The sequence below is a fragment of the Stenotrophomonas sp. 364 genome (assembly GCF_009832905.1).
GTDB lineage: Bacteria > Pseudomonadota > Gammaproteobacteria > Xanthomonadales > Xanthomonadaceae > Stenotrophomonas > Stenotrophomonas maltophilia_AP.
This window is the reverse complement of the sequence record NZ_CP047135.1, coordinates 4028053-4048382: the sequence shown is the minus strand read 5'-3', so window position 1 is coordinate 4048382 and position 20330 is coordinate 4028053. Positions and strand designations below refer to the sequence as shown.

Here is a 20330-nt window from a genome sequence, read left to right as displayed (position 1 = left end):
GCAGTCGGGCAGTTGCCTGGCGTGCCGCACTGGCTTGGCTTGCGTGTCGGCAAGCGTATTCAAGGATCAGAACATGGAGCTGCACATGGGAATCGTCGCCGCACAGACTGCCGGGCACGCAGGACGCACGGGTACATCGCGCCGCAGGGCGTGGGCCTGGCTCGCCCCGGCACTCCTGCTGTTCTGGATATTGATGCCGACGGCCCGCGCTGCGTCGTTCAACGAGAGCTTCAGCAGCCCACCCTCGGGGGTGCCGGTCAACACCGGCGGCCCTGGCGTTGCCTCGTTCCAGATGACCCTGGGTGGGGACGTGTTCGTTTTCACTGCTCCCACCAATGCCTTTGTCTGGGAAACCGGCGCTGGCCTGCTGGTCAACAATTCCATCCCCCAACTGACCATCCGGCGTTTGGACAACGCGCCTTTCGTGCTCAATACGCTGGGGTTCAACGGCGATTTCGGGCCAGACTTTCCTGTCACCGTCCGCGTGATGCGCAACGGCTCGGAGGTAACGCAGCAGCTCATAACGCCTTTCTTCTACGGCGTGCAGTCTTACAGCGCCGTGGAGGTGGATGAGATCCGCATGACGGGCAGCGACCTGCTCGGCGTGACCTTCAACGGCTTCGCGGGCAACAGCCAGGCCACAGCTGCCGCGCCGACAGTGACTTCGGTGTCGCCGACGGCGGGCCCGCCCGGTGGCGGTAACACGCTGTTGATCACCGGTACCGGCTTCACCGGTGCTACGGCGGTCACCTTTGGTGGCCAGGCCGCACTTGGCTACGCGGTCGATAGTGCTACCCAGATCCGAGCTGAAGCGCCCGCCGGATCCGGCACGGTCAACGTGCGGGTGACCACCGCCGGTGGCACCAGTGCAACCAGCGCAGCCAATCAGTACAGCTACGCTGCTGCGCCCGTGATCACGGCGGTCTCGCCGACGTCCGGCCCAGGCGCGGGCGGTACGACCGTCATCCTCACCGGCAGTAACTTCAGTGGTGCCACGGCAGTGACCTTCGGCGCCAACGCAGCAACCGGTTACACGGTCAACAGCGCCACCCAGATCACCGCGACCGCACCGGCCGGCACCGGCACGGTGGACATCCGCGTGACCACAGCGGGCGGCACCAGCGCGACCAGCGCCGCCGATCAGTTCACCTACGTCAGCGCGCCGACAGTGACCTCGGTGTCGCCGACAGCCGGCCCGCCCGGTGGCGGTAACACGTTGTTGATCACCGGTACCGGCTTCACCGGCGCTACGGCGGTCACCTTTGGTGGCCAGGCCGCACTTGGCTACGCGGTCGATAGTGCTACCCAGATCCGAGCCGAAGCCCCCGCCGGATCCGGCACGGTCAACGTGCGGGTGACCACCGCCGGTGGCACCAGTGCAACCAGCGCAGCCAATCAGTACAGCTACGCTGCTGCGCCCGTGATCACGGCGGTCTCGCCGACGTCCGGCCCAGGCGCGGGCGGTACGACCGTCATCCTCACCGGCAGTAACTTCAGTGGTGCCACGGCAGTGACCTTCGGCGCCAACGCAGCAACCGGTTACACGGTCAACAGCGCCACCCAGATCACCGCGACCGCACCGGCCGGCACCGGTACGGTGGACATCCGCGTGACCACGGTTGGCGGCACCAGCGCGACCAGCGCCGCCGATCAGTTCACCTATGTCAGCGCGCCGACAGTGACCTCTGTGTCGCCGACAGCCGGCCCGCCCGGTGGCGGTAACACGTTGTTGATCACCGGTACCGGCTTCACCGGCGCTACGGCGGTCACCTTTGGTGGCCAGGCCGCACTTGGCTACGCGGTCGATAGTGCTACCCAGATCCGAGCCGAAGCCCCCGCCGGATCCGGCACGGTCAACGTGCGGGTGACCACCGCCGGTGGCACCAGTGCGACCGGTGCAGCCAATCAGTACAGCTACGCTGCTGCGCCCGTGATCACGGCGGTCTCGCCGACCTCCGGCCCAGGCGCAGGCGGTACGACCGTCATCCTCACCGGCAGCAACTTCAGTGGTGCCACGGCAGTGACCTTCGGCGCCAACGCAGCAGCCGGTTACACGGTCAACAGCGCCACCCAGATCACCGCGACCGCACCGGCCGGCACCGGCACGGTGGACATCCGCGTGACCACAGCGGGCGGCACCAGCGCGACCAGCGCCGCCGATCAGTTCACCTACGTCAGCGCGCCGACAGTGACCTCGGTGTCGCCGACAGCCGGCCCGCCCGGTGGCGGTAACACGTTGTTGATCACCGGTACCGGCTTCACCGGCGCCACGGCGGTCACCTTTGGTGGCCAGGCCGCACTTGGCTACGCGGTCGATAGTGCTACCCAGATCCGAGCTGAAGCGCCCGCCGGATCCGGCACGGTCAACGTGCGGGTGACCACCTCCGGTGGCACCAGTGCAACCAGCGCAGCCAATCAGTACAGCTACGCCGCTGCGCCCGTGATCACGGCGGTCTCGCCGACGTCCGGGCCAGGCGCAGGCGGTACGACCGTCACCCTCACCGGCAGCAACTTCAGTGGTGCCACGGCAGTGACCTTCGGCGCCAACGCAGCGACCGGTTACACGGTCAACAGCACCACCCAGATCACCGCGACCGCACCGGCCGGCACCGGCACGGTGGACATCCGCGTGACCACAGTGGGCGGCATCAGTGCGACCAGCGCCGCCGATCAGTTCACCTACGTGGCCGCGCCGACAGTGACCTCCTTGTCCCCTGCGATCGGCCCGACCGCCGGTGGTACTACCGTCGTCATTACCGGCGTCAACCTGGCTGGCACAACGGCGGTAGTGTTCGGTACCACCCCGGCAAGCGCCTTTATCGTCAACAGCAGCACCCAGATCACCGCCAGTGCGCCGGCCAATGCGGCCGGTACGTTGAACGTGCGCGTGGTCACCGCCGGTGGCGTCAGCGCTGACGGGGTGGGGAGTGAGTACCGTTACGTGTCAGCACCGGTGGCCAGCAGCTTCACCTACCCCAGCGAAGTGCCCTACAACGCGGGCGGCAACCTGCCGCTGGCGTTCAACCTGGCCAGCCAGGCAAGCAATTCGCCCACCGCTTTCGCAGTGACCTCGGCCACCACCACGCTGGGCGGCTCGGTCAGCATCGACGCTGTCGGCCAGGTCAGCTACGTGGCACCGGTCGGCCGCCGCGCGGTGAATGACAGCTTCCAGTACACCGCCAGCAACGGCGGTGGCACCTCGGCGCCGGCAACGGTCACCCTGGCGCTGGGCAACCCGACGCTGACCGCAGCCCTGACCGGCAACGGCGTGCACGGTGTTGCGCTCTCGGTAGCGGCGATCAGCGTCAGCGGCGGTCGTGCGCCATACACCTGTGCGGCGATGCCCGTCTCCGGCACGCTGCCGGCAGGTGTGCAGCTCAACGCGGATTGCTCGCTCAGCGGCACCCCCACCCAGAGTGGCAGCTTCACCTTTGCCGCCGAGATCACCGACAGCTCGAGCGCGGCCTTCACCGCCGCCAGCAGCCCGCTCACGCTTGCCATCAGTGCCTCGGTACCGAGCGCCCCGAGCATCGGCACTGCCACGTTCTCCGGCACCGGTGCGGTCACGGTCACCTTCAGCGCCCCCGTCAGCGATGGGGGTGCCGCGATCACTCAGTACACCGTGACCGCGCACCCGGGTGGCGCCTACGTCACCGGTAGCGGCTCGCCGCTGACGGTAACAGGCCTCACCGCCGGCACCGGGTACACCTTTACCGTCACTGCCACCAATGCGGCCGGTACCAGCGTGGGCTCGGCGCCGTCCAATACAGCCACGCCGATCGCGGCGCTGGTGGCGGGCCCTGTCAACGCCACGATACCCTACGGTGCATCGGCCACGCCGATCGCACTGGTCATCAACGGCGTGCCAGCCACAGTCGCGGTGGTCGACGCGCCTGCCCACGGCACCGCCGTGATCAGCGGCAACGGCATCCAGTACACGCCCCATCCGGGGTATGCCGGTGCTGACCGCTTCAGCTACCGCGCAAGCGATGCGTTCAGTACGTCCGCGCCGGCCGACGTGAGCATCACCGTGGCCCCGCCGACCGTTGCGCTGACGCAGGCGACGCTGGCCGAAGGCAGTACCAGTGCCGCCTACAGCCAGACGCTGCAGGCCACCGGGGGAGCCGAGCCTTATACCTTCGCAGTAACTGCCGGCGCGCTGCCGGCCGGCATTGCGCTGCAGAGCGACGGCACGTTGTCCGGCCGGGCCACGGTTGCTGGCACGTTTGCCTTCGCCGTGACCGTCACCGACAGCAGTACCGGCGAAGGCCCGTTTACGGCCAACCGCAGCTACAGCCTTGTCATCGCCGCGCCGTCGGTAGTGCTGGATCTGCCCACGCTGCCCGATGCCGACGGTGCCCAGTCCTACACCCAGCAGCTGACCGCCAGCGGCGGTACCGCGCCGTATCGTTTCGCACTGCGTGCAGGGCGCCTGCCGACGGGCCTGGCGTTGTCCGAGTCCGGTGCAGTATCCGGCGAGCCGACCGAAGCGGGCACGTTCGCCTTCGAGGTGCAGGTGACCGATGCCAACGGCTTCGGCGGCAACCGTGCTTACACATTCGTGGTCCAGTCCGCGGCCCAGGCCATCGCGGCCTTTGTTGCTACCCCTGACGCCCCGGTGTATCGCCCGGGCGGCACGTTCACCGTGTCCGCCAGCGGCGGTGCGTCCGGCCAGCCGGTACTGTTTGCCAGCGCCAGCCCGTCGGTGTGCAGCGTGCAGGGTGGCACGGTCACCATGCTGGCCGCCGGCACCTGTGCGCTGACCGCCGATCAGGCCGGCAACGGCCTGTATGCCGCAGCCCCGCAGCGACGCATGGACGTGGTGATCGCGGCGGCCACGCCGGTGATCACCTGGGTGGAGAACCTGTCCAAGGTGTACGGTGAGGACGCGTTCGAGCTGCAGGCACCGCAGAGCAACAGCCCGGGCGCGTTCACCTTCACCAGCTCCAACACCGCGGTGGCTACGGTGAACGGGCGTACGGTAACGCTGCAGGGCGAGGGCACCACCACAATCACCGCGGCCCAGGCCGCGAGCGCCGGCTATGCTGCCGCGAGCGTGCAGGTGAAGTTGGTGGTCGCCGGTCGTCCCGACCCGACCCAGGACCCGCAGGTGGTCAGCAGCCTGCAGGCGCAGGTGGACGCCACCGTGCGCTTTGCCCAGGTGCAGCAGGCCAACGTCCGTGATCGCCTGCGTCAGGTCCGCACCGGTACCAATGCGTCCAGCATGAACGTAGTGCTGGCCTATGCCGGCGGCAACGGCCAGCAGGGCCTGTCGGTGCCGGTAGGCAATGGTCTGCTCGACGCGCCGGCGCTGCCGCAGGGCTGGGGGACGTGGGCGGCCGGTACGCTGAGCTTTGGCAGTGTCGGTCGGGGCCGCACCAGTGCCGACTTCAACACCGGTGGCATCACCGTCGGCGCCGATCGTGCGCTGGGCGAGAACGTGCTGCTGGGCGTGGCCGGCAGCTGGGGTCGCCAGGACACCTCGTTCGATGGCAGCCCGTCAACGACCGACGCTGATCAGCGCTCGCTGGCCCTCTACGGTCTGTGGCGCAGTGGCGAGCATGTCTTCATCGATGCAATGCTGGCAGCCGGCAAGCTGGACTTCAGCATGACCCGCTGGAGTGAGCTGGCTGCGGCATCGGCGCGCAGCAGTCGTGCCGGCGATCAGCTGTTCGGCTCGCTTACCTTTGGTTACGAACACCGCACCGCCACCGGGGCCACGTTTACCACCTACGGGCGCTATGACGGACACAAGGCCGAGCTGGATCCGTACCGCGAGCACGGTCTGGGGGTGTACGACCTGAGCTACGGGCGTCAGGACGTGGAGAGCAGCGTGGTGGCGCTGGGTCTGGAAGGAACGCATGCATTCAAGTCCGACCGGGTGACCTGGCGTCCGCACTGGAGCGTGGAGTACCGCACCGCGCTGGATGATCGCAGCGACGTGGCGATGAACTACGTCCAGCGTCCTGTCGCGCGCGATTACCTGCTGGCCATGCACAGCTACAACGACGATACCCTGTCCGTCGGTGCCGGCGTGGACCTGCAGTGGGACAGCGGATGGATGTTCTCGCTGCTGATCGGCCACGATCAGGGGCGCAACACGCTGAGCAGCAACAGCATCGGGCTGCAGGTGCGCTATGGGAGCCGCAGCAGCGCGCCCACCGTGCGCTCGCGCCCGCAGGGCAACGACCTGTTGGGTGCGGCACAGGCGCAGCCGGGGTGTGCCGACACGCCCGCCGGTTGTGTGTCTGCCACAGTGCCGCGCGAAGGGATGACCGGGGCGCGATGACCGGCGCCCAATGACGGCCGATCCACGGTCGCACGGTGGTTGGTTGAACAAGAGCGCCTCGATTCCATCAGGAATCGAGGCGCTTCTTTCTGCTCAATTTCTGCGTTGGCCTGCCGTTACCTCCAAGGACCTCATGCCGCGCGTGTTTCGTGGCGCACACCAACGGACGGATACGCATGCAGCCGGGCACCAGCGACAGCACTTCGGACACCAGCCTTGATGTCACCGGCGGGGTAAGCCTGCCCCCGGTGGACGTGCTGCTGGACGACCACGGCACGTTGGACGGCGGCGATGCGTCCGACGATACGCCGACCCCCGGCGCCATCCGTTACCGGCTGCCGCTGGTCGCGGTGCCCGACAACGTGATGCTCAAGGCCGCGGTGCAGAAGCTGGTCGAGCAGAAGGCGCAGCTGGACCTGCTTGCGCGCAACCCGGCGTTGGCCGGGCTGCTGCCGCCGGAATGGCAAGGCAGCGGCTTGCGCGCGCTGGATCTGCAGAGCTTCGTGCTGTCGGTGCTGCCGTTCCTGCAGAACGCGGCCAAGGCCGAGACCGCTCCGGCGCGCCTGCCGCTCAAGCACGTGCTGGGCGACACTGGCCGCTGGGACCGCGACGACGTGGACGAGCCCAAGTCGCTGGCCTTCTTCCTGGCCAGCGACGACCGCGCCAGTGCCGGGGTGAAGGATCCGGCCGAGGCTTACCTGGTGGGCGCGTTGGGCCTGGCCTGGGCGCACGAAGGCCGCACCCGCCCCGGCTTCCTGCGCCAGATGGGCTACGACAGCATGGCCGCGCGGGTGAGCATGCTGCCGTACCCCGAGCCGGGCCAGCTGGCGCTGTACGCGGTGGTGGCCCATGGCGTGAGCCAGCTGTGGTGCGTGCTCGACCGGCGCAAGGTGCGCCCGCTGCTGGCGCCCTGGATCAGTGTGCCGTTGTTGACTGCCTACGGGGTCACCGCTCCGATGACCTGGCCGACCTCGTTCCCACCGGTGGAAGAGGTGGCGCAGATGCTGGCCGTGGCGCGCACCGGCAAGGGGCCGGTGGAAGTGGACCTGACCAAGGTGGCGGCCAAGGTCAAACAGGACGCGTCGGCCGAAACCTGGATGCCGGTGAGCCTGCTCCAGGTAGGCACCTGGGCGCCGCGCTGGAGCTATTTCATGGCCACCTTCATCGGCCTGCCCTCGGCATTGCTGGTACTGGCCGCGCTGGCGCTGCCAAGTGCGGTGGAAGCGCCGGTGGTGGCCGCCTCGCTCGCCTTCGCTGGCGGCGCCATAGGCGCGCTGGCCGCGCCGTGGGTGCATGCGCGACGCAAGCATCTGAGCTGACGCGCAACGACCAACGGTCGTTGCCTACCGGAACCCCCAAGGTACCCACCGTTGGCGGGTACGCCGCTCTCAGCCCTGATCCATCTTCTGCAGGCCTTCCCCGGCCAGGCGCAGGATCAGCGTCTCCAGCATCTGCTCCTCCTCCTCGCTCAGCACGGACATCAGCTTGCGGGTGATCTCGATCACCAGCGGGGCGATGGTCTCGTACACCTCGAAGCCGGCCGCCGACAGCGCCAGCACCGAGCGGCGCCGGTCGTCGCCGTGGGTTTCACGCTTGATGAAGCCCCGCTCGAGCAGTCTGGCCACGGCGCGGCTGACGGCCACCTTGTCCATCGCGGTGCGGTCGGACACTTCGCTGGCCGACGAGCCCGGATACAGCGCCAGGATCGTGATGACCCGCCATTCCGGGATCGCCAGACCATAGCGGTCCCCATACAGCTTGGCGATATTGCCGCTGACCCGGTTGGACAGCACGCTCAGCCGGTATGGCAGGAACTGTTCCAGGTCGAGCAGGGCGTGCGAGGCACGGATGCTGTGGCTGCTGGGATCGGGTGGGTTCATGCTGCGGTGCACCTTGATGGTGGTTTCATGTGAAACTATAAACCTTAGTTCCGGACACCGCATTCTCGCGGGTCTGCCCGCCTCCCGCACCTGGTTTTTTCCGATGCGGACTTTGCTTTGGAGCCACATCATGACCAGCCAACTGAGCACCGCGTCCCACGCACCCGATCCGGGCATGCAGGTCACCACCTTCGAAAACCCGATGGGCATCGACGGATTCGAGTTCGTCGAGTTCGCCGCCCCGGCCGGCCGCAGCGCCGAACTGCACGCCTACTTCCGCAAGATGGGCTTCACCGCCGTGCTGCGCCACAAGCGCCGCGCCATCACCGTGTACCGCCAGGGCGACGTCAACTTCCTGGTCAACGAAGAACCCGATTCGTTCGCCTCGGACTTCGCGGAAAAGCACGGCCCGTGCGCCTGTGGTTTCGCCATCCGCTTCCAGAAGCCGGGTGACGAAGTGTTCCAGATGGCGCTGGGCAACGGTGCCGAGCCGGTCGACTTCAAGCCCGAGTCCAAGGCCGTGCCGGCCCCGGTGATCAAGGGCATAGGCGACTGCATGCTGTACCTGGTGGACCGCTATGGCGCCAACGGCAGCATGTTCGATGCCGACTACGCGCCCATCGAAGGCGTCAACCAGCGCCCGACCGGGTTCGGCCTGACCTTCATCGACCACCTGACCCACAACCTGTACTTCGGCAACATGCAGCAGTGGTCGGACTACTACGAGCGCCTGTTCAACTTCCGCGAGATCCGCTACTTCGACATCAAGGGCCTCAAGACCGGCCTGGTGTCCAAGGCGATGACCGCCCCGGACGGCATCGTGCGCATCCCGCTCAACGAATCGTCCGATCCAAAGAGCCAGATCAACGAGTACCTGGACGCCTACAAGGGCGAGGGCATCCAGCACATCGCCTGCTTCACCAACGACATCTATGCGACCGTCGAGGCGATGCGTGAGCAGGGCGTGGAGTTCCTGGATACCCCGGACACCTACTTCGACGTGATCGACATGCGCGTGCCCGGCCACGGCGAAGACGTGGCGCGCCTGGCCAGGAACAAGATCCTGATCGACGCCGATCCGGAAACCAAGCAGCGCAAGCTGCTGCAGATCTTCACCACCAACTGCATTGGTCCGATCTTCTTCGAGATCATCCAGCGCAAGGGCAACGAAGGCTTCGGCGAAGGCAACTTCACCGCGCTGTTCGAGAGCATCGAACGCGACCAGATGAAGCGCGGCGTGCTGTAACGTAACCCGGCAAAGGTCCGGCGCGGCTACCGCAACGCCGGACTCATCCGTACCGCCGGGCTGCTGCAGGGCCGGGCATGCCCGTAGAGCCGGGCTCTGCCCGGCTGCTCCAACGCACCACCCATTGCACACCTCCCAGGCTCCGCCAGGACACGCACAGATGACCACCTCCCTCACCGCCCGCGGTTACCAGACCGGCTTCGGCAACGAGTTCGCCACCGAGGCCGTCCCCGGCGCGCTGCCGGTAGGCCGCAATTCGCCGCAGCGGGTTGCGCATGGTCTGTATGCCGAACAGTTGTCGGGCACCGCGTTCACCGCACCGCGCGGCAGCAACCGGCGCAGCTGGCTGTACCGCATCCGCCCGGCGGTGGCGCACGGGGAGTTCACTGCCTACGCGCAGCCGCACCTGCACGGCGACTTCGCCGCGGGGGCGGTGTCGCCCAACCAGCTGCGCTGGGACCCGCTGCCGCTGCCCGGCACCCCCACCGATTTCATCGATGGCCTGTACACCATGGGCGGCAACGGCGCGCCTGACGCGCACCATGGCGTGGGCATCCACCTGTACGCGGCCAATGCCGACATGCAGGGCCGCTACTTCTACAACGCCGACGGCGAGCTGCTGATCGTGCCGCAGCTGGGCGGCCTGCGCCTGCTCACCGAGCTGGGCGTGATCGAGATCGAGCCGCAGCAGGTGGCGGTGATCCCGCGCGGCGTGCGCTTCCGGGTCGAGCTGCCCGACGGCCAGGCACGCGGCTATATCTGCGAGAACTTCGGCGCCCTGCTGAAACTGCCCGACCTGGGGCCGATCGGCTCCAACGGCCTGGCCAACCCGCGCGATTTCGAGACACCGCAGGCCGCCTTCGAAAACATCGAGGGTGACTTCGAATTGATCGCCAAGTTCGGTGGCCAGCTGTGGCGCGCGCCCATCGGCCACTCGCCGCTGGACGTGGTCGCCTGGCACGGCAATTACGCGCCGTACCGCTACGACCTGCGCCGCTTCAACACCATCGGCTCGATCAGCCACGACCATCCGGATCCGTCGATCTTCCTGGTGCTGCATTCGCCCAGTGATACGCCGGGCACCAGCAACATGGACTTCGCCATCTTCCCGCCACGCTGGCTGGTGGCGCAGGACACGTTCCGGCCGCCGTGGTTCCACCGCAACATCGCCAGCGAGTTCATGGGCCTCATCCACGGTGCCTACGACGCCAAGGCGGCCGGCTTCGTGCCCGGTGGCGCCTCGCTGCACAATTGCATGAGCGGGCACGGCCCGGATGCGGCCACGTTCGACAAGGCCTCGGCGGCTGACCTGAGCAAGCCGGACGTGATCAAGGACACCATGGCCTTCATGTTCGAAACCCGCGGGGTGATCCGCCCGACCGTGCAGGCCATGGACGCCACGCACCGTCAGCGCGATTACCAGCAGTGCTGGCAGGGCTTGAACGCGAACTTCATCGCGTGAGCGCGGCCCTTCCGCACGCGTCACTGAGTCTGTTGCACGAGGCGGCCATCTCGTTGCGGCTGCCCGACAGATCGCGTTTCGTTGGCGAGCATATCGAGGGGCTGCACCTGCGCGGTGCGACCCTGGGCCAGCCGCTGTTCGAGCGCTGCACACTGCAACGTAGCGTCTTGGAGGGCTGCGATATGTCCGGGGTGCGCTTCTTCGCGCGCACGGTGGTGGACGCCTGCCAGTTCACCCGTGTCGACTTTCGCGCCAGCGGCCTCAATGACACCGTGTTTCGCGACTGCGTCTTCGACACCTGCGATTTCCGCCAGGGCCGTTTCGATGCCTGCGTGCTCGACGGCTGCACCTTCATCAACTGCCGGATCGTCGACACCGGCATGCCGGCACACGCCACCACCGGCTGCCTGTTCGAGGGCGTGCTGAAGGACGTGAGGTTTGTTGGCGCCGGCGCACCGGCCTTGCTGGAGGCGGACTTCAGCGCCTGCGTTCTGGACTACGTGTCCTTCGAGAACTGCCGGCTGGATAAGGTCATTCCGCCGCTCGATCCGCGCCATGTTTTCCTGCCGGACATCGCCGCGCGTGCGCGCCGGGCGTTGGAGGCGTTGTCTGCGGCACCGGCCGATGCCGCCACCAAGGTGCTCACGCGCCGCCTTCGCCGCTACGCGCAGATGCAGGGCGACATCCTGAATCTGGACAACCTGCGCCATGTGGAAGAGCCGGCGGTTGCAGAAGCGTTGATTGCGGCACTGGTAGGGGACTGATCACGCCCTGCAGGCGAAGCATCGGCGGCGGACACCAGTGCGTCAAACCGCGATCCTCTGGAACCGGTCGACCTGCTCCTTCGGCAGCACCTCCAGCAGGCGCTGGCGGACCCGCTCGGCATAGCCGGGCGAGGTGAGCGCGGGCAGCGCATCCAGCGCGGTATGCAGGTTGGCGATCACCGCCTCGTCGCTGCGTGCCTGCTGCAGCGCATGCAGCAGTGCGGCCGCGTGGGGGTGCCGTTGCAGTTCCAGGATGCCCAGCAGGTAAATGCGCGCGGCCAGCAGCGAGCGCCGGCGCTCGGTCGGCACTGCGGCGGGTGCGGCAATCGTCGGCACGGGCTCAGGCGCAGGCCGCGCCGGGGGATCGGCTGCCGCGTTGGACACCAGGTACCCGGCCTGGATCAGCTGGATCACCATCGCTGACGCTTCCGGCCCGATCATGGCGGTGAGCTGCGGCAGGTCGCGTTGGCCATCGCACAGGATCAGCAGGCGACGCTGGCGCATGTCCAGGGGCGCACGGTGGGCCTGCAGGGCGGTGCGGGCGAGGTCGGTCTTGCGCGGTTGCATGGGCGTGGGGTCGATGCGGTGCAGGCCGAGCCTGAACGCGGCAGGTGAAACCGCGATGACAATCACGTTCCTGCATGCAGCCAGTGCACAACGTTCGCGCTAGGCTGCCGACCACCGACTGGAGGACGTGCATATGAAGCAGCTGGGAAGTGTTCTGGCATTGGGCATTGCATTGGCACTGAGCGGCTGCGACCGCCCCCCTGAAACCCCGTCGAAGGACGCCGAGGCGGCCGTGCCGACGCCGGTCGATACAGCGCCGGCTTCGCCCGCCGCGCCGGCTGCAGCGCCCGCAGCACAGGACCCGGCCGCCGCCACCGGCCCGGCGCGGCTGGATGGCTATGGCCCGCTGACCCTGGGCAGCACCCTGGACGAGGTGCGCGCCGCCTGGAAGGCGCCGCTGCAGGGCGAAGTGCCGGACGACTATTGCCATGCACTGCGCCCGGAGGGCGCGCAGGCCCAGGATGTGATCCTGATGATCGAAGGCAAGCGTCTGGTCCGCTACGACGTGCGCAACGACCGCATCACCGCGCCCGGCGGCGGCAAGGTCGGCATGTCGCTGGGCCAGCTGCAGACGCTGTACCCCGACCGCGGCGATCTCACCCCGCACAAATACGATGAAAAGGGCCATAACCTGCGCGTGCGGCCGGCCACCGAGGGCGGGGCACTGATCAACTTCGAGATCAACGGCGACGGGAATGTCAGCGCCTGGCGGGTCGGCCAGACGCCGCAGGTGGACTACGTCGAAGGCTGCTCGTAAGCCTGCTGCGGCGCGCGCCGTGGTCAGGCCGCGCCGCTTCCGCCGAGGGGCGCCCGATTCCTCACCCCCTGCGTGCGGTCTGGCTCTAGAATCGGGCCATTGATGCCTGGGGAATGCCGATGATTGCTGCCACCGCTTGGTTCCTGCTGGGATTGCTGCTGCTGGCACTGGGCGGCGATTCCATCGTCAAGGCGGCCTCCGGCCTGGCCCAGCGCTTCGGCGCCTCGCCGTTCATGGCCGGGCTGCTGCTGGTGGCCTTCGGCACCTCGCTGCCGGAACTGGTGGTCAACGCGCGTGCGTTCGTGGTGGGAGCCGAAGAGCTCGCGCTGGGTAACGCGGTGGGCAGCAATATCGTCAACGTCGGCCTGACCCTGGGCCTGGCCGCGCTGGCGGCCCCGCTGCTGGTGCGCGCACGGCTGCTGTCGCCGCTGCTGGTGCTGGTGGCGGTGGCGAGCCTGGCGCTGATCGTGTTCGGCCTGGACGGCGTGGTGACGCGCTGGGAGGGCGGCCTGCTGCTGCTCGGTTTCGTGGCGTCGCTGGTGTTCGTGCTGCGCCGCGCGCGGCTGGAATCGGAGCCCGTGCGCGAGGCCATCGCCGGCTATGCGATGACCCGTACCGGCCTGTTCCTCAACGTCCTGCGGGTGGTCTTCGCGGGGCTGTGCCTGTACTACGGCGCGCGCTGGATCGTGCAGGCCGCGCCGGTGTTCGGCGCGGGGCTGGGCTGGTCGCCGTTGCTGGTGGGCCTGTTGCCGGTGGCCATTGGCACCGCGCTGCCCGAGGTGGCGGCGGCGGTCGCTGCGGCACGGCGCGGGCAGGGCGACATGGTGCTGGGCCATGTGATCGGCTCGAGCCTGTTCAACCTGCTGGTGGTGGTGGGCGGCATGGCCGCGCTGCGCCCGCTGGTGGTACCGGCGTCGTTCGTGCGCCTGGAGCTGCCGGCGGCGATCGCGTTCGTGCTGGTGCTGTACCCGATGCTGCGTGGCGACCTGACCATCAGCCGCCGCGAAGGCGGCGTGCTGCTGGTGGCGTTCCTGGGGTGGGTGGCATTGGAGCTGGCGCTGGTCTGGGGCGGCTGAGAGGCCGCGTCGGCGGCGCCGCGCCCTGGCGGTAGAGCCGACCGTTGGTCGGCTGCTCCAATCCACGCCCGGTAGAGCCGACCGTTGGTCGGCAGCGCGCATCGTGCCGAAGAGCAGCCGACCAACGGTCGGCTCTACCGGGTCTGTTCGCCTTCCGGGCGCGGCGGCGGCAGCTGTTCTTCCTTGGCGGTTTCATGGCCGGGCAGGCTAGGGCGCTTTTCCATCATCAGCGACAACGCGGCCTTGGCCATCATGTGCGCGCTGATCGGCGCGGTGATGAACAGGAACACGGTGATCAGCAGCTCGCGCGGCTGCGGGTCCTGGCCCAGGAAGATGTGGTAGCACACCGACCCCACCAGCACGCAGCCCACGCCCAGCGTGCTGGCCTTGGTGGGAGCGTGCAGGCGCTTGAAGAAGGTCGACAGCTTCACCAGCCCCAGCGCGCCCACCAGGATAAAGAAGCAGCCGAACAGCAGCAGGATCGACAGCACGATCTGGATGAAGGTGATCATTCCACGATGTCCCGGCGCAGCACGAACTTGCTCAGCACCACCGTGCTGCCAAAGCCGAGCATGGCGATGATCAGCGCCGCCTCGAAGTACACCGCCGAATTGAGGTACATGCCAAACAGCATCAGCTCGGCGATGGCCGTCACCGACAGCGTGTCCAGTGCCAGGATGCGGTCGGGCACGGTGGGGCCGCGCAGCAGGCGCCAGGTGGCCAGCAGCATGGCCAGCCCGACCACGTGCATGCACACCACCATGGTGGTCTGGATGAAGGTGTAACCGGTCATGGGAAGATCTCCATCAGCGGGGCTTCGTAGCGGTGCTTGATCTGCCGGATCAGTTCGTCCGGGTCGTCCAGGTGCAGCACGTGCACCAGCAGGTGGCGGCGGTCATCGGACAACGCGGCCGATACCGTGCCCGGGGTCAGCGTGATCATGCTGGTGAGCGCGGCGATGCCGTGGATGTTGGCGATGTCCAGCGGCAACCAGATGAAGCCGGGGTGGATGCGGCGTTCCGGGCCCAGCACCTGGATCGCCACGCGGATGTTGGACACCAGGATGTCCCACAGGGTCACGCACAGCAGCTTGGGGACCGGCCGGAGTGAGCCGATGCGGGCAAACTCGCGGTCCAGGCGCGCGGCGAACAGCGGCACCACCAAACCCAGCAGCATGCCCAGCACGAACTGGCCGAGGGTGAAGCTGTCGGACATCAGCAGCCAGAACGCCACCACCATCACGCTCAGCGACGGCGAGGGAATCAGGCGCTTGTACAGCGAGGGTTTGCGCGTCATGGCTGGCGGATCTCCGGCGTGGTGGCGCGCAGCTCGCCCACATACTCGGCGGGGTGCAGCAGCTGGGTGGCCATCGCATCGGTGTGCTGCATCAGCGGGCCGGCGAACAGGCTCATGGCGATGCCATACACCAGCAGCAGCGCGGCGGCGAACAGTTCCACCGTGCGGGTGGGGGCCTTGCGCGGCGGTGGCACGCCGTCTTCCTGCACCGGTACGCGCCAGAACAGACGGATGCCGGCGCGGGTGATGCCTACGATCACCATCAGGCTGCTGCCCAGCACGGCGGTCCAGACCACGGCGGTGTACTGCGCGGGCATGCCGGCCAGCAAGGCGGCCTTGGCCAGGAAGCCGGACAGCGGCGGCAGACCGGCCACGGCCACGGCACCGATCAGGAACAGCACCGCCGGGGTCTGCTTGCCGGGCATCGGCGCGATGATTTCCTTCCTGTCACTGGCGCCGCCGCGGCGGCGGCGGATCAGGTCGGCAATCAGGAACAGCGCGGCCGCCACGAACGTACTGTGTGGCAGGTAGTACAGGCCGGCGGAGAGCACCTCGGGCGTGCGCACGGAGAAGGCGATGAACAGCGTTGCCGCCGACACCACCACCAGGTAGGAGATCATCACCCGCAACCGCGCTGCGGCCAGCACGCCCAGCCCACCCAGCACCAGCGTGGCCACGCCCGCCCACAGCAGCCAGTCGCTGCCGTACCCGGCCATCGGGCCCGCACCCTCGCCGAACCACAGCGAACTGACCCGCAGCACCGCGTACAGGCCCACCTTGGTCATGATCGCAAACAGCGCAGCCACCGCCGCCGGGGCACGCGCATAGGCTTCGGGCAGCCACAGGTACAGCGGCATCAGCGCGGCCTTGCTGCAGAACACCAGCAGCAACAACCCCATGGTGGCCTTGACCAGCACCAGGTGCGTGGCCGGTACCTCGGCGATGCGCTGGGACAGTTCGGCCATGTTGAGCGAGCCCAGCGAGGCGTACAGCAGGCCAAGGGCGATCAGGAACAGGGTCGAGGCGGTGACGTTGAACACCACGTAGTGCAGGCCGATGCGCATGCGCAGGCCGCGGCCGCCGCTGAGCAGCAGGCCGTAGGAGGCGATCAGCATCACCTCGAAGAACACGAACAGGTTGAAGATGTCGCCGGTAAGGAAGGCGCCGTTGAGGCCCACCAGCTGGAACTGGAACAGCGCATGGAAGTGCGGCGCGCGCCGGTCCCAGCCCGAGCACGCATGCAGCAGGCACGGGATGGCCAGCAGCAGCGTGGTCACCAGCATCCAGGCCGACAGCCGGTCGGCCACCAGCGCGATGCCCAGCCGCGAGGGCCAGTCGCCGAGCAGGTACACCGCGATGCTGCCATCGGCGGTCTGCGCGAACAGCAGCGCCACCGCCGCGGCCAGAGCGGCCAGCGTGGTCCACGCCACCGTACGCTGCACCTTGGGGCCATAACGACGGTGTTCGACGAACAACGAGCAGGCCGCACCGAACAGCGGGATCAGGATGGGCAGGATCACCGCATGGTTCATGCGCTGCCCTCCCGCCCTGGCGTGGTATCGGCCGGCGCGGTGTCCTGGGCTTCCTCATGCGCGTCGACGTGGTCGCTGTGGTTGTCGCTGCGGCTGCGCATGGCCAGCACGATGCTTACCGCGGTCATCGCAAAGGCAATCACGATCGCGGTCAGCACCAGCGCCTGCGGCAGCGGGTCGGTGTAGTTGCCGAGATCGCTGTCGATGCCCTCGCGCAGCACCGGCGCCTTGCCCGTCACCAGCCGACCGCCGGCGAAGATCAGCAGATTGGTGGCGTAGGACAGGAAAGTCATGCCCAGGATGACGTCGAAGGTGCGCGCGCGCAGCAGCAGGTAGATGCCGATCGCGCCGAGTACGCCGATGGCGCTTGCCAGGGCCAGTTCCATCAGTGCATCTCCCCTGTTTTTGCCGAACGACGGTTGGGATCGATCTCGCCCTTGCGGGCATTGCGCGTACGCGACGGCTTGATGGTGCCCATCATCGACAGGATCAGCATCGCCCCGCCGAACACCACCAGGTACACGCCGGTATCGAAGCCGATGGCACTGGCCAGCGGGACCTCGCCGATGAGCGGGATGTGCAGGTCCAGGTGGCCGCTGGTCAGGAACGGCACCCCGAACAGCATCGACGCACTGCCGCTGACGATGGCGATCAGCAGGCCGGCACCGATGCAGCGGATGTAGTCGAAACCGAAGCGCGACTCCACCGAGGTAGTGCCCTGGATCACGTACTGGATCAGCAGCGGCACCGCCAGCACCAGGCCGGCGATGAAGCCGCCGCCGGGGGCGTTGTGGCCGCGCAGGAACAGGAAGATCGACACGGTGAGCGTCAGCGGGAACATGATCTGCGCCAGATCGGCCGGCACCGGCAGCTTGATCGGCGGGCCGGGCATGATCTGCTCCGGCGCCATCCGCGAGCGCCGCAGCATGGCGTGCACCACCAGCGCGGCGATACCGAACACGGTGATCTCACCGAAGGTATCGAAGCCGCGGAAGTCCACCAGGATGACGTTGACCACGTTCTGCCCATACGCCTCGGGCAGGGCGCGCGCGACCAGCTCGCCGGCCATGGTGTTGGGCGGCAGGGTCATCGCGGTATAGGCCGCAGCCGCCAGACCGCCACCGCCGATGATCGCGATCAGGGCATCGCGGCGCTTGCGCCAGCGCGAATGCTCCGGCGCCGATTGGGCGGGCAGGTAGTTCATGCCCAGCAGCATCAGCACCAGCGTGACCATTTCCACCAGCAGCTGGGTCAGCGCCAGGTCCGGGGCCGACAGGAACACGAAGGTGAGCGACACCATGAGGCCCACGCCACCCATCACCAGCACCGCCAGCAGGCGCTGCCGGTACACGAACAGCGCACTGACCGCGCAGGCCATCATCACCAGCCACAGCGCCCAGCCCAGCAGGGGGATCGGCTGCGGCGAGGGCCAGTTCGGCGACCCGGGGTTGGCCACGAACGGGGCCAGCGCGACGACGATGGCCACCACCACCAGCGCCATCAGCATGCGCTGCAGGCTGCCGTTGGCCAGCGCCTGGGTAAGCCGGTGGGCGAAGCCGAACACCAGGTCCAGCTGGGTGTGGAAGATGTTGCGGCCGATCGCGCGGCTCACCACGGCATGCAGGTTGATCAACCGGCGCAGCCCGAAGTACAGCGCGATGCCACCAACAACGCCGGCGATGCTCATCATCAGCGGCGTGTTGAAGCCGTGCCACACCGACAGGCTGTAGGCCGGCATCGCCGGGCCCAGAATCGAAGAGGCGGCCGCGTGCAGCACCGGGGCGATGGTGATGGCCGGGGCCACGCCCACCGCCACGCACACCACCACCAGGATCTCCACCGGCACCTTCATGAAGCGCGGGGGCTCGTGCGGTACGCGGTCCAGGTCGTGCGGGCCCTTGCCGAAGAAGGTGTCATGCACGAAGCGCAGGCTGTAGGCCACGCCGAACACGCCGGCCAGCAGCGCGGCGATCGACATCGCCAGGCGCATGGTCTCCGGGCCGCCCGCAGCCAGTGCCTCGGCGAACAGCATCTCCTTGGACAGGAAGCCGTTGAGCAGCGGAATGCCGGCCATCGCCAGCGAGGCGATGATCGCCAGCGCGCTGGTGAACGGCATCAACCGGCGCAGGCCTCCCAGCTTGCGCATGTCGCGGGTGCCGGTCTCGTGGTCGATGATGCCCGCGGCCATGAACAGCGAGGCCTTGAACGTGGCGTGGTTGAGGATGTGGAACACGCCGGCGACCACGGCCATCGGCTTGGACAGCCCGAACAGCATCGTGATCAGGCCCAGGTGGGAGATCGTCGAATAGGCCAGCAGGCCCTTCAGGTCATGCTGGAAGATCGCGTTCCAGGCGCCGATCAGCAGGGTGATCGCGCCGATTCCGCTGACCGTATAGAAGAACAGTTCGGTCCCCGACAGCGCCGGATGCAGCCGCGCCAGCAGGAACACCCCGGCTTTGACCATCGTGGCCGAGTGCAGGTAGGCCGACACCGGGGTGGGCGCGGCCATGGCGTGCGGCAGCCAGAAGTGGAACGGGAACTGCGCGCTCTTGGTGAAGATGCCGGCCAGCACCAGGAACAGCGCGTAGGGATACAGCGCGCTGGCACGGATCAGATCGCCGCTGGCCAGCACCGCATCCAGCTCGAAGCTGCCCACGATGCGGCCGATCAGCAGCACGCCGCCGAGCAGGGCCAGGCCGCCGCCGCCGGTGACCACCAGGGCCATCCGCGCGCCCTCGCGGGCGTCCTGCCGGTGCGACCAAAAGCCGATCAGCAGGAACGAGCTGATGCTGGTCATTTCCCAGAACACCATCAGCAGCAACAGGTTGCCCGACAGCACCATGCCCAGCATGGCGCCCATGAACAGCAGCAGGTAGCAGTAGAAGCGGTGGGCGCTGTCGCGCGGGCTCAGGTAGTAATGCGCGTACATCACCACCAGCGCGCCGATGGCCAGCACCAGGCCGGCGAACATCCAGGCCAGGCCGTCCAGGCGCAGCGAGAAGGCCAGGCCGATCTGCGGCAACCAGTCGCCGAAGCTGCGCACGACGCCCCCGGCGAGGATCTCGGGGGTCATGGTCGCCAGCAGCGCCAGCCCACCCAAGGGGGCGGCCGCGGCCAACCAGGCGGCCGTGGAGCGGGAGGTGCGGCGGAATGAGGCGACCGCCACGGCCATCAGGAAGGGCAGGGCGAGCAGCAGGAGCAGGCTGGGATTCATGCAGGGAATACGCGATTCACGAGCAGGCCGTTCAGTCTAACAGGCCGACAATTGCTGCCGATACACCCGAATACGCCATCAATTGCATGTAACGTGCGCGATTCATTTTTTCCACCCTCGTGTCGTGCCCATTCGAGACCGCTGACGGGCGTATGGAACAACGCTGTCGACTTTGCCGGATCTGGCCCCTCGAAGGGGTCTGAAGCCAGTAACCGCAGGGCCTGCGCCCTGCACGAAGATGAACGCC

Annotated in this window: 15 protein-coding genes; 7 read left to right on the top strand and 8 right to left on the bottom strand. The window is 67.9% G+C overall.

Annotation, left to right across the window (positions count from 1 at the left end):
* Nucleotides 1–193 precede the first annotated feature (193 nt).
* Together GQ674_RS18125 and GQ674_RS18120 are read left to right on the top strand one after the other, a co-directional pair.
* Nucleotides 194–6289 carry an IPT/TIG domain-containing protein gene (locus GQ674_RS18125; RefSeq protein ID WP_159498181.1) on the top strand — a complete coding sequence of 2032 codons (6096 nt, stop codon included), beginning with the start codon at nucleotides 194–196 and terminating at the stop codon, nucleotides 6287–6289.
* A 176-nt stretch (nucleotides 6290–6465) separates the two neighbouring features.
* Nucleotides 6466–7608, top strand: coding sequence for a hypothetical protein (locus GQ674_RS18120; protein ID WP_159498180.1), 1143 nt, complete (start codon nucleotides 6466–6468; stop codon nucleotides 7606–7608).
* A 69-nt stretch (nucleotides 7609–7677) separates the two neighbouring features.
* Here the strand turns inward: GQ674_RS18120 and GQ674_RS18115 are convergent, their stop codons facing one another.
* The gene (locus tag GQ674_RS18115; protein WP_128095606.1) at nucleotides 7678–8169 is read right to left on the bottom strand and encodes a MarR family winged helix-turn-helix transcriptional regulator; all 492 of its coding nucleotides are present in this window, start codon (nucleotides 8167–8169) and stop codon (nucleotides 7678–7680) included.
* A 130-nt stretch (nucleotides 8170–8299) separates the two neighbouring features.
* Here GQ674_RS18115 and hppD point away from each other — a divergent pair, with 130 nt between their 5' ends.
* The 3 genes from hppD (at nucleotide 8300) to GQ674_RS18100 (ending at nucleotide 11641) form a co-directional block, all read left to right on the top strand.
* The gene (hppD, locus tag GQ674_RS18110) at nucleotides 8300–9415 is read left to right on the top strand and encodes a 4-hydroxyphenylpyruvate dioxygenase (RefSeq protein ID WP_201290178.1); all 1116 of its coding nucleotides are present in this window, start codon (nucleotides 8300–8302) and stop codon (nucleotides 9413–9415) included.
* Nucleotides 9416–9575: 160 nt separating this feature from the next.
* Nucleotides 9576–10877 (top strand): homogentisate 1,2-dioxygenase, encoded by a 1302-nt coding sequence (gene hmgA, locus GQ674_RS18105; RefSeq protein ID WP_159498179.1) that lies wholly within the window; start codon nucleotides 9576–9578, stop codon nucleotides 10875–10877.
* Nucleotides 10874–11641, top strand: a complete 768-nt coding sequence (locus GQ674_RS18100) for a pentapeptide repeat-containing protein (protein WP_159498178.1) — start codon at nucleotides 10874–10876, stop codon at nucleotides 11639–11641. The genes hmgA and GQ674_RS18100 overlap by 4 nt, the downstream gene beginning before the upstream one ends.
* A 42-nt stretch (nucleotides 11642–11683) precedes the next feature.
* Here the strand turns inward: GQ674_RS18100 and GQ674_RS18095 are convergent, their stop codons facing one another.
* The gene (locus tag GQ674_RS18095; RefSeq protein ID WP_159498177.1) at nucleotides 11684–12208 is read right to left on the bottom strand and encodes a hypothetical protein; all 525 of its coding nucleotides are present in this window, start codon (nucleotides 12206–12208) and stop codon (nucleotides 11684–11686) included.
* A gap of 133 nt (nucleotides 12209–12341) precedes the next feature.
* On the opposite strand from GQ674_RS18095, the gene GQ674_RS18090 reads away from it, so the two are divergent.
* Together GQ674_RS18090 and GQ674_RS18085 are read left to right on the top strand one after the other, a co-directional pair.
* Nucleotides 12342–12965 (top strand): hypothetical protein, encoded by a 624-nt coding sequence (locus tag GQ674_RS18090; RefSeq protein WP_159498176.1) that lies wholly within the window; start codon nucleotides 12342–12344, stop codon nucleotides 12963–12965.
* A 119-nt stretch (nucleotides 12966–13084) separates the two neighbouring features.
* Nucleotides 13085–14041 (top strand): sodium:calcium antiporter, encoded by a 957-nt coding sequence (locus tag GQ674_RS18085; protein WP_159499554.1) that lies wholly within the window; start codon nucleotides 13085–13087, stop codon nucleotides 14039–14041.
* A gap of 134 nt (nucleotides 14042–14175) precedes the next feature.
* Here the strand turns inward: GQ674_RS18085 and GQ674_RS18080 are convergent, their stop codons facing one another.
* Genes GQ674_RS18080 through GQ674_RS18055 form a run of 6 tightly spaced genes read right to left on the bottom strand, consistent with a single transcriptional unit; the run spans nucleotide 14176 to nucleotide 20083 of the window.
* Complete coding sequence (locus GQ674_RS18080; RefSeq protein ID WP_038685775.1) at nucleotides 14176–14553, bottom strand: Na+/H+ antiporter subunit G; 378 nt, start codon at nucleotides 14551–14553, stop codon at nucleotides 14176–14178.
* The gene (locus GQ674_RS18075; protein WP_038685776.1) at nucleotides 14550–14834 is read right to left on the bottom strand and encodes a K+/H+ antiporter subunit F; all 285 of its coding nucleotides are present in this window, start codon (nucleotides 14832–14834) and stop codon (nucleotides 14550–14552) included. The genes GQ674_RS18080 and GQ674_RS18075 overlap by 4 nt, the downstream gene beginning before the upstream one ends.
* Nucleotides 14831–15337: a Na+/H+ antiporter subunit E gene (locus tag GQ674_RS18070; RefSeq protein WP_159498175.1), complete on the bottom strand. Its 507-nt coding sequence runs from the start codon at nucleotides 15335–15337 to the stop codon at nucleotides 14831–14833. The genes GQ674_RS18075 and GQ674_RS18070 overlap by 4 nt, the downstream gene beginning before the upstream one ends.
* The gene (locus GQ674_RS18065; protein ID WP_159498174.1) at nucleotides 15334–16869 is read right to left on the bottom strand and encodes a monovalent cation/H+ antiporter subunit D; all 1536 of its coding nucleotides are present in this window, start codon (nucleotides 16867–16869) and stop codon (nucleotides 15334–15336) included. The genes GQ674_RS18070 and GQ674_RS18065 overlap by 4 nt, the downstream gene beginning before the upstream one ends.
* Nucleotides 16866–17255: a Na+/H+ antiporter subunit C gene (locus GQ674_RS18060; RefSeq protein WP_159498173.1), complete on the bottom strand. Its 390-nt coding sequence runs from the start codon at nucleotides 17253–17255 to the stop codon at nucleotides 16866–16868. The genes GQ674_RS18065 and GQ674_RS18060 overlap by 4 nt, the downstream gene beginning before the upstream one ends.
* Nucleotides 17255–20083 (bottom strand): monovalent cation/H+ antiporter subunit A, encoded by a 2829-nt coding sequence (locus GQ674_RS18055; protein ID WP_159498172.1) that lies wholly within the window; start codon nucleotides 20081–20083, stop codon nucleotides 17255–17257. Before GQ674_RS18055 ends, GQ674_RS18060 begins: the two co-directional genes overlap by 1 nt.
* Between the last annotated feature and the right edge of the window lie 247 nt (nucleotides 20084–20330).

What these genes read in the sequence shown, in the direction of transcription:
- GQ674_RS18125 (WP_159498181.1), top strand. Translation starts at nt 194, where the DNA reads ATGCCGACGGCCCGCGCTGCGTCGTTCAACGAGAGCTTCAGCAGCCCA.
- GQ674_RS18120 (WP_159498180.1), top strand. Translation starts at nt 6,466, where the DNA reads ATGCAGCCGGGCACCAGCGACAGCACTTCGGACACCAGCCTTGATGTC.
- GQ674_RS18115 (WP_128095606.1), bottom strand. Translation starts at nt 8,169, where the DNA reads ATGAACCCACCCGATCCCAGCAGCCACAGCATCCGTGCCTCGCACGCC.
- hppD (WP_201290178.1), top strand. Translation starts at nt 8,300, where the DNA reads ATGACCAGCCAACTGAGCACCGCGTCCCACGCACCCGATCCGGGCATG.
- hmgA (WP_159498179.1), top strand. Translation starts at nt 9,576, where the DNA reads ATGACCACCTCCCTCACCGCCCGCGGTTACCAGACCGGCTTCGGCAAC.
- GQ674_RS18095 (WP_159498177.1), bottom strand. Translation starts at nt 12,208, where the DNA reads ATGCAACCGCGCAAGACCGACCTCGCCCGCACCGCCCTGCAGGCCCAC.
- GQ674_RS18090 (WP_159498176.1), top strand. Translation starts at nt 12,342, where the DNA reads ATGAAGCAGCTGGGAAGTGTTCTGGCATTGGGCATTGCATTGGCACTG.
- GQ674_RS18085 (WP_159499554.1), top strand. Translation starts at nt 13,085, where the DNA reads ATGATTGCTGCCACCGCTTGGTTCCTGCTGGGATTGCTGCTGCTGGCA.
- GQ674_RS18080 (WP_038685775.1), bottom strand. Translation starts at nt 14,553, where the DNA reads ATGATCACCTTCATCCAGATCGTGCTGTCGATCCTGCTGCTGTTCGGC.
- GQ674_RS18075 (WP_038685776.1), bottom strand. Translation starts at nt 14,834, where the DNA reads ATGACCGGTTACACCTTCATCCAGACCACCATGGTGGTGTGCATGCAC.
- GQ674_RS18070 (WP_159498175.1), bottom strand. Translation starts at nt 15,337, where the DNA reads ATGACGCGCAAACCCTCGCTGTACAAGCGCCTGATTCCCTCGCCGTCG.
- GQ674_RS18065 (WP_159498174.1), bottom strand. Translation starts at nt 16,869, where the DNA reads ATGAACCATGCGGTGATCCTGCCCATCCTGATCCCGCTGTTCGGTGCG.
- GQ674_RS18060 (WP_159498173.1), bottom strand. Translation starts at nt 17,255, where the DNA reads ATGGAACTGGCCCTGGCAAGCGCCATCGGCGTACTCGGCGCGATCGGC.
- GQ674_RS18055 (WP_159498172.1), bottom strand. Translation starts at nt 20,083, where the DNA reads ATGAATCCCAGCCTGCTCCTGCTGCTCGCCCTGCCCTTCCTGATGGCC.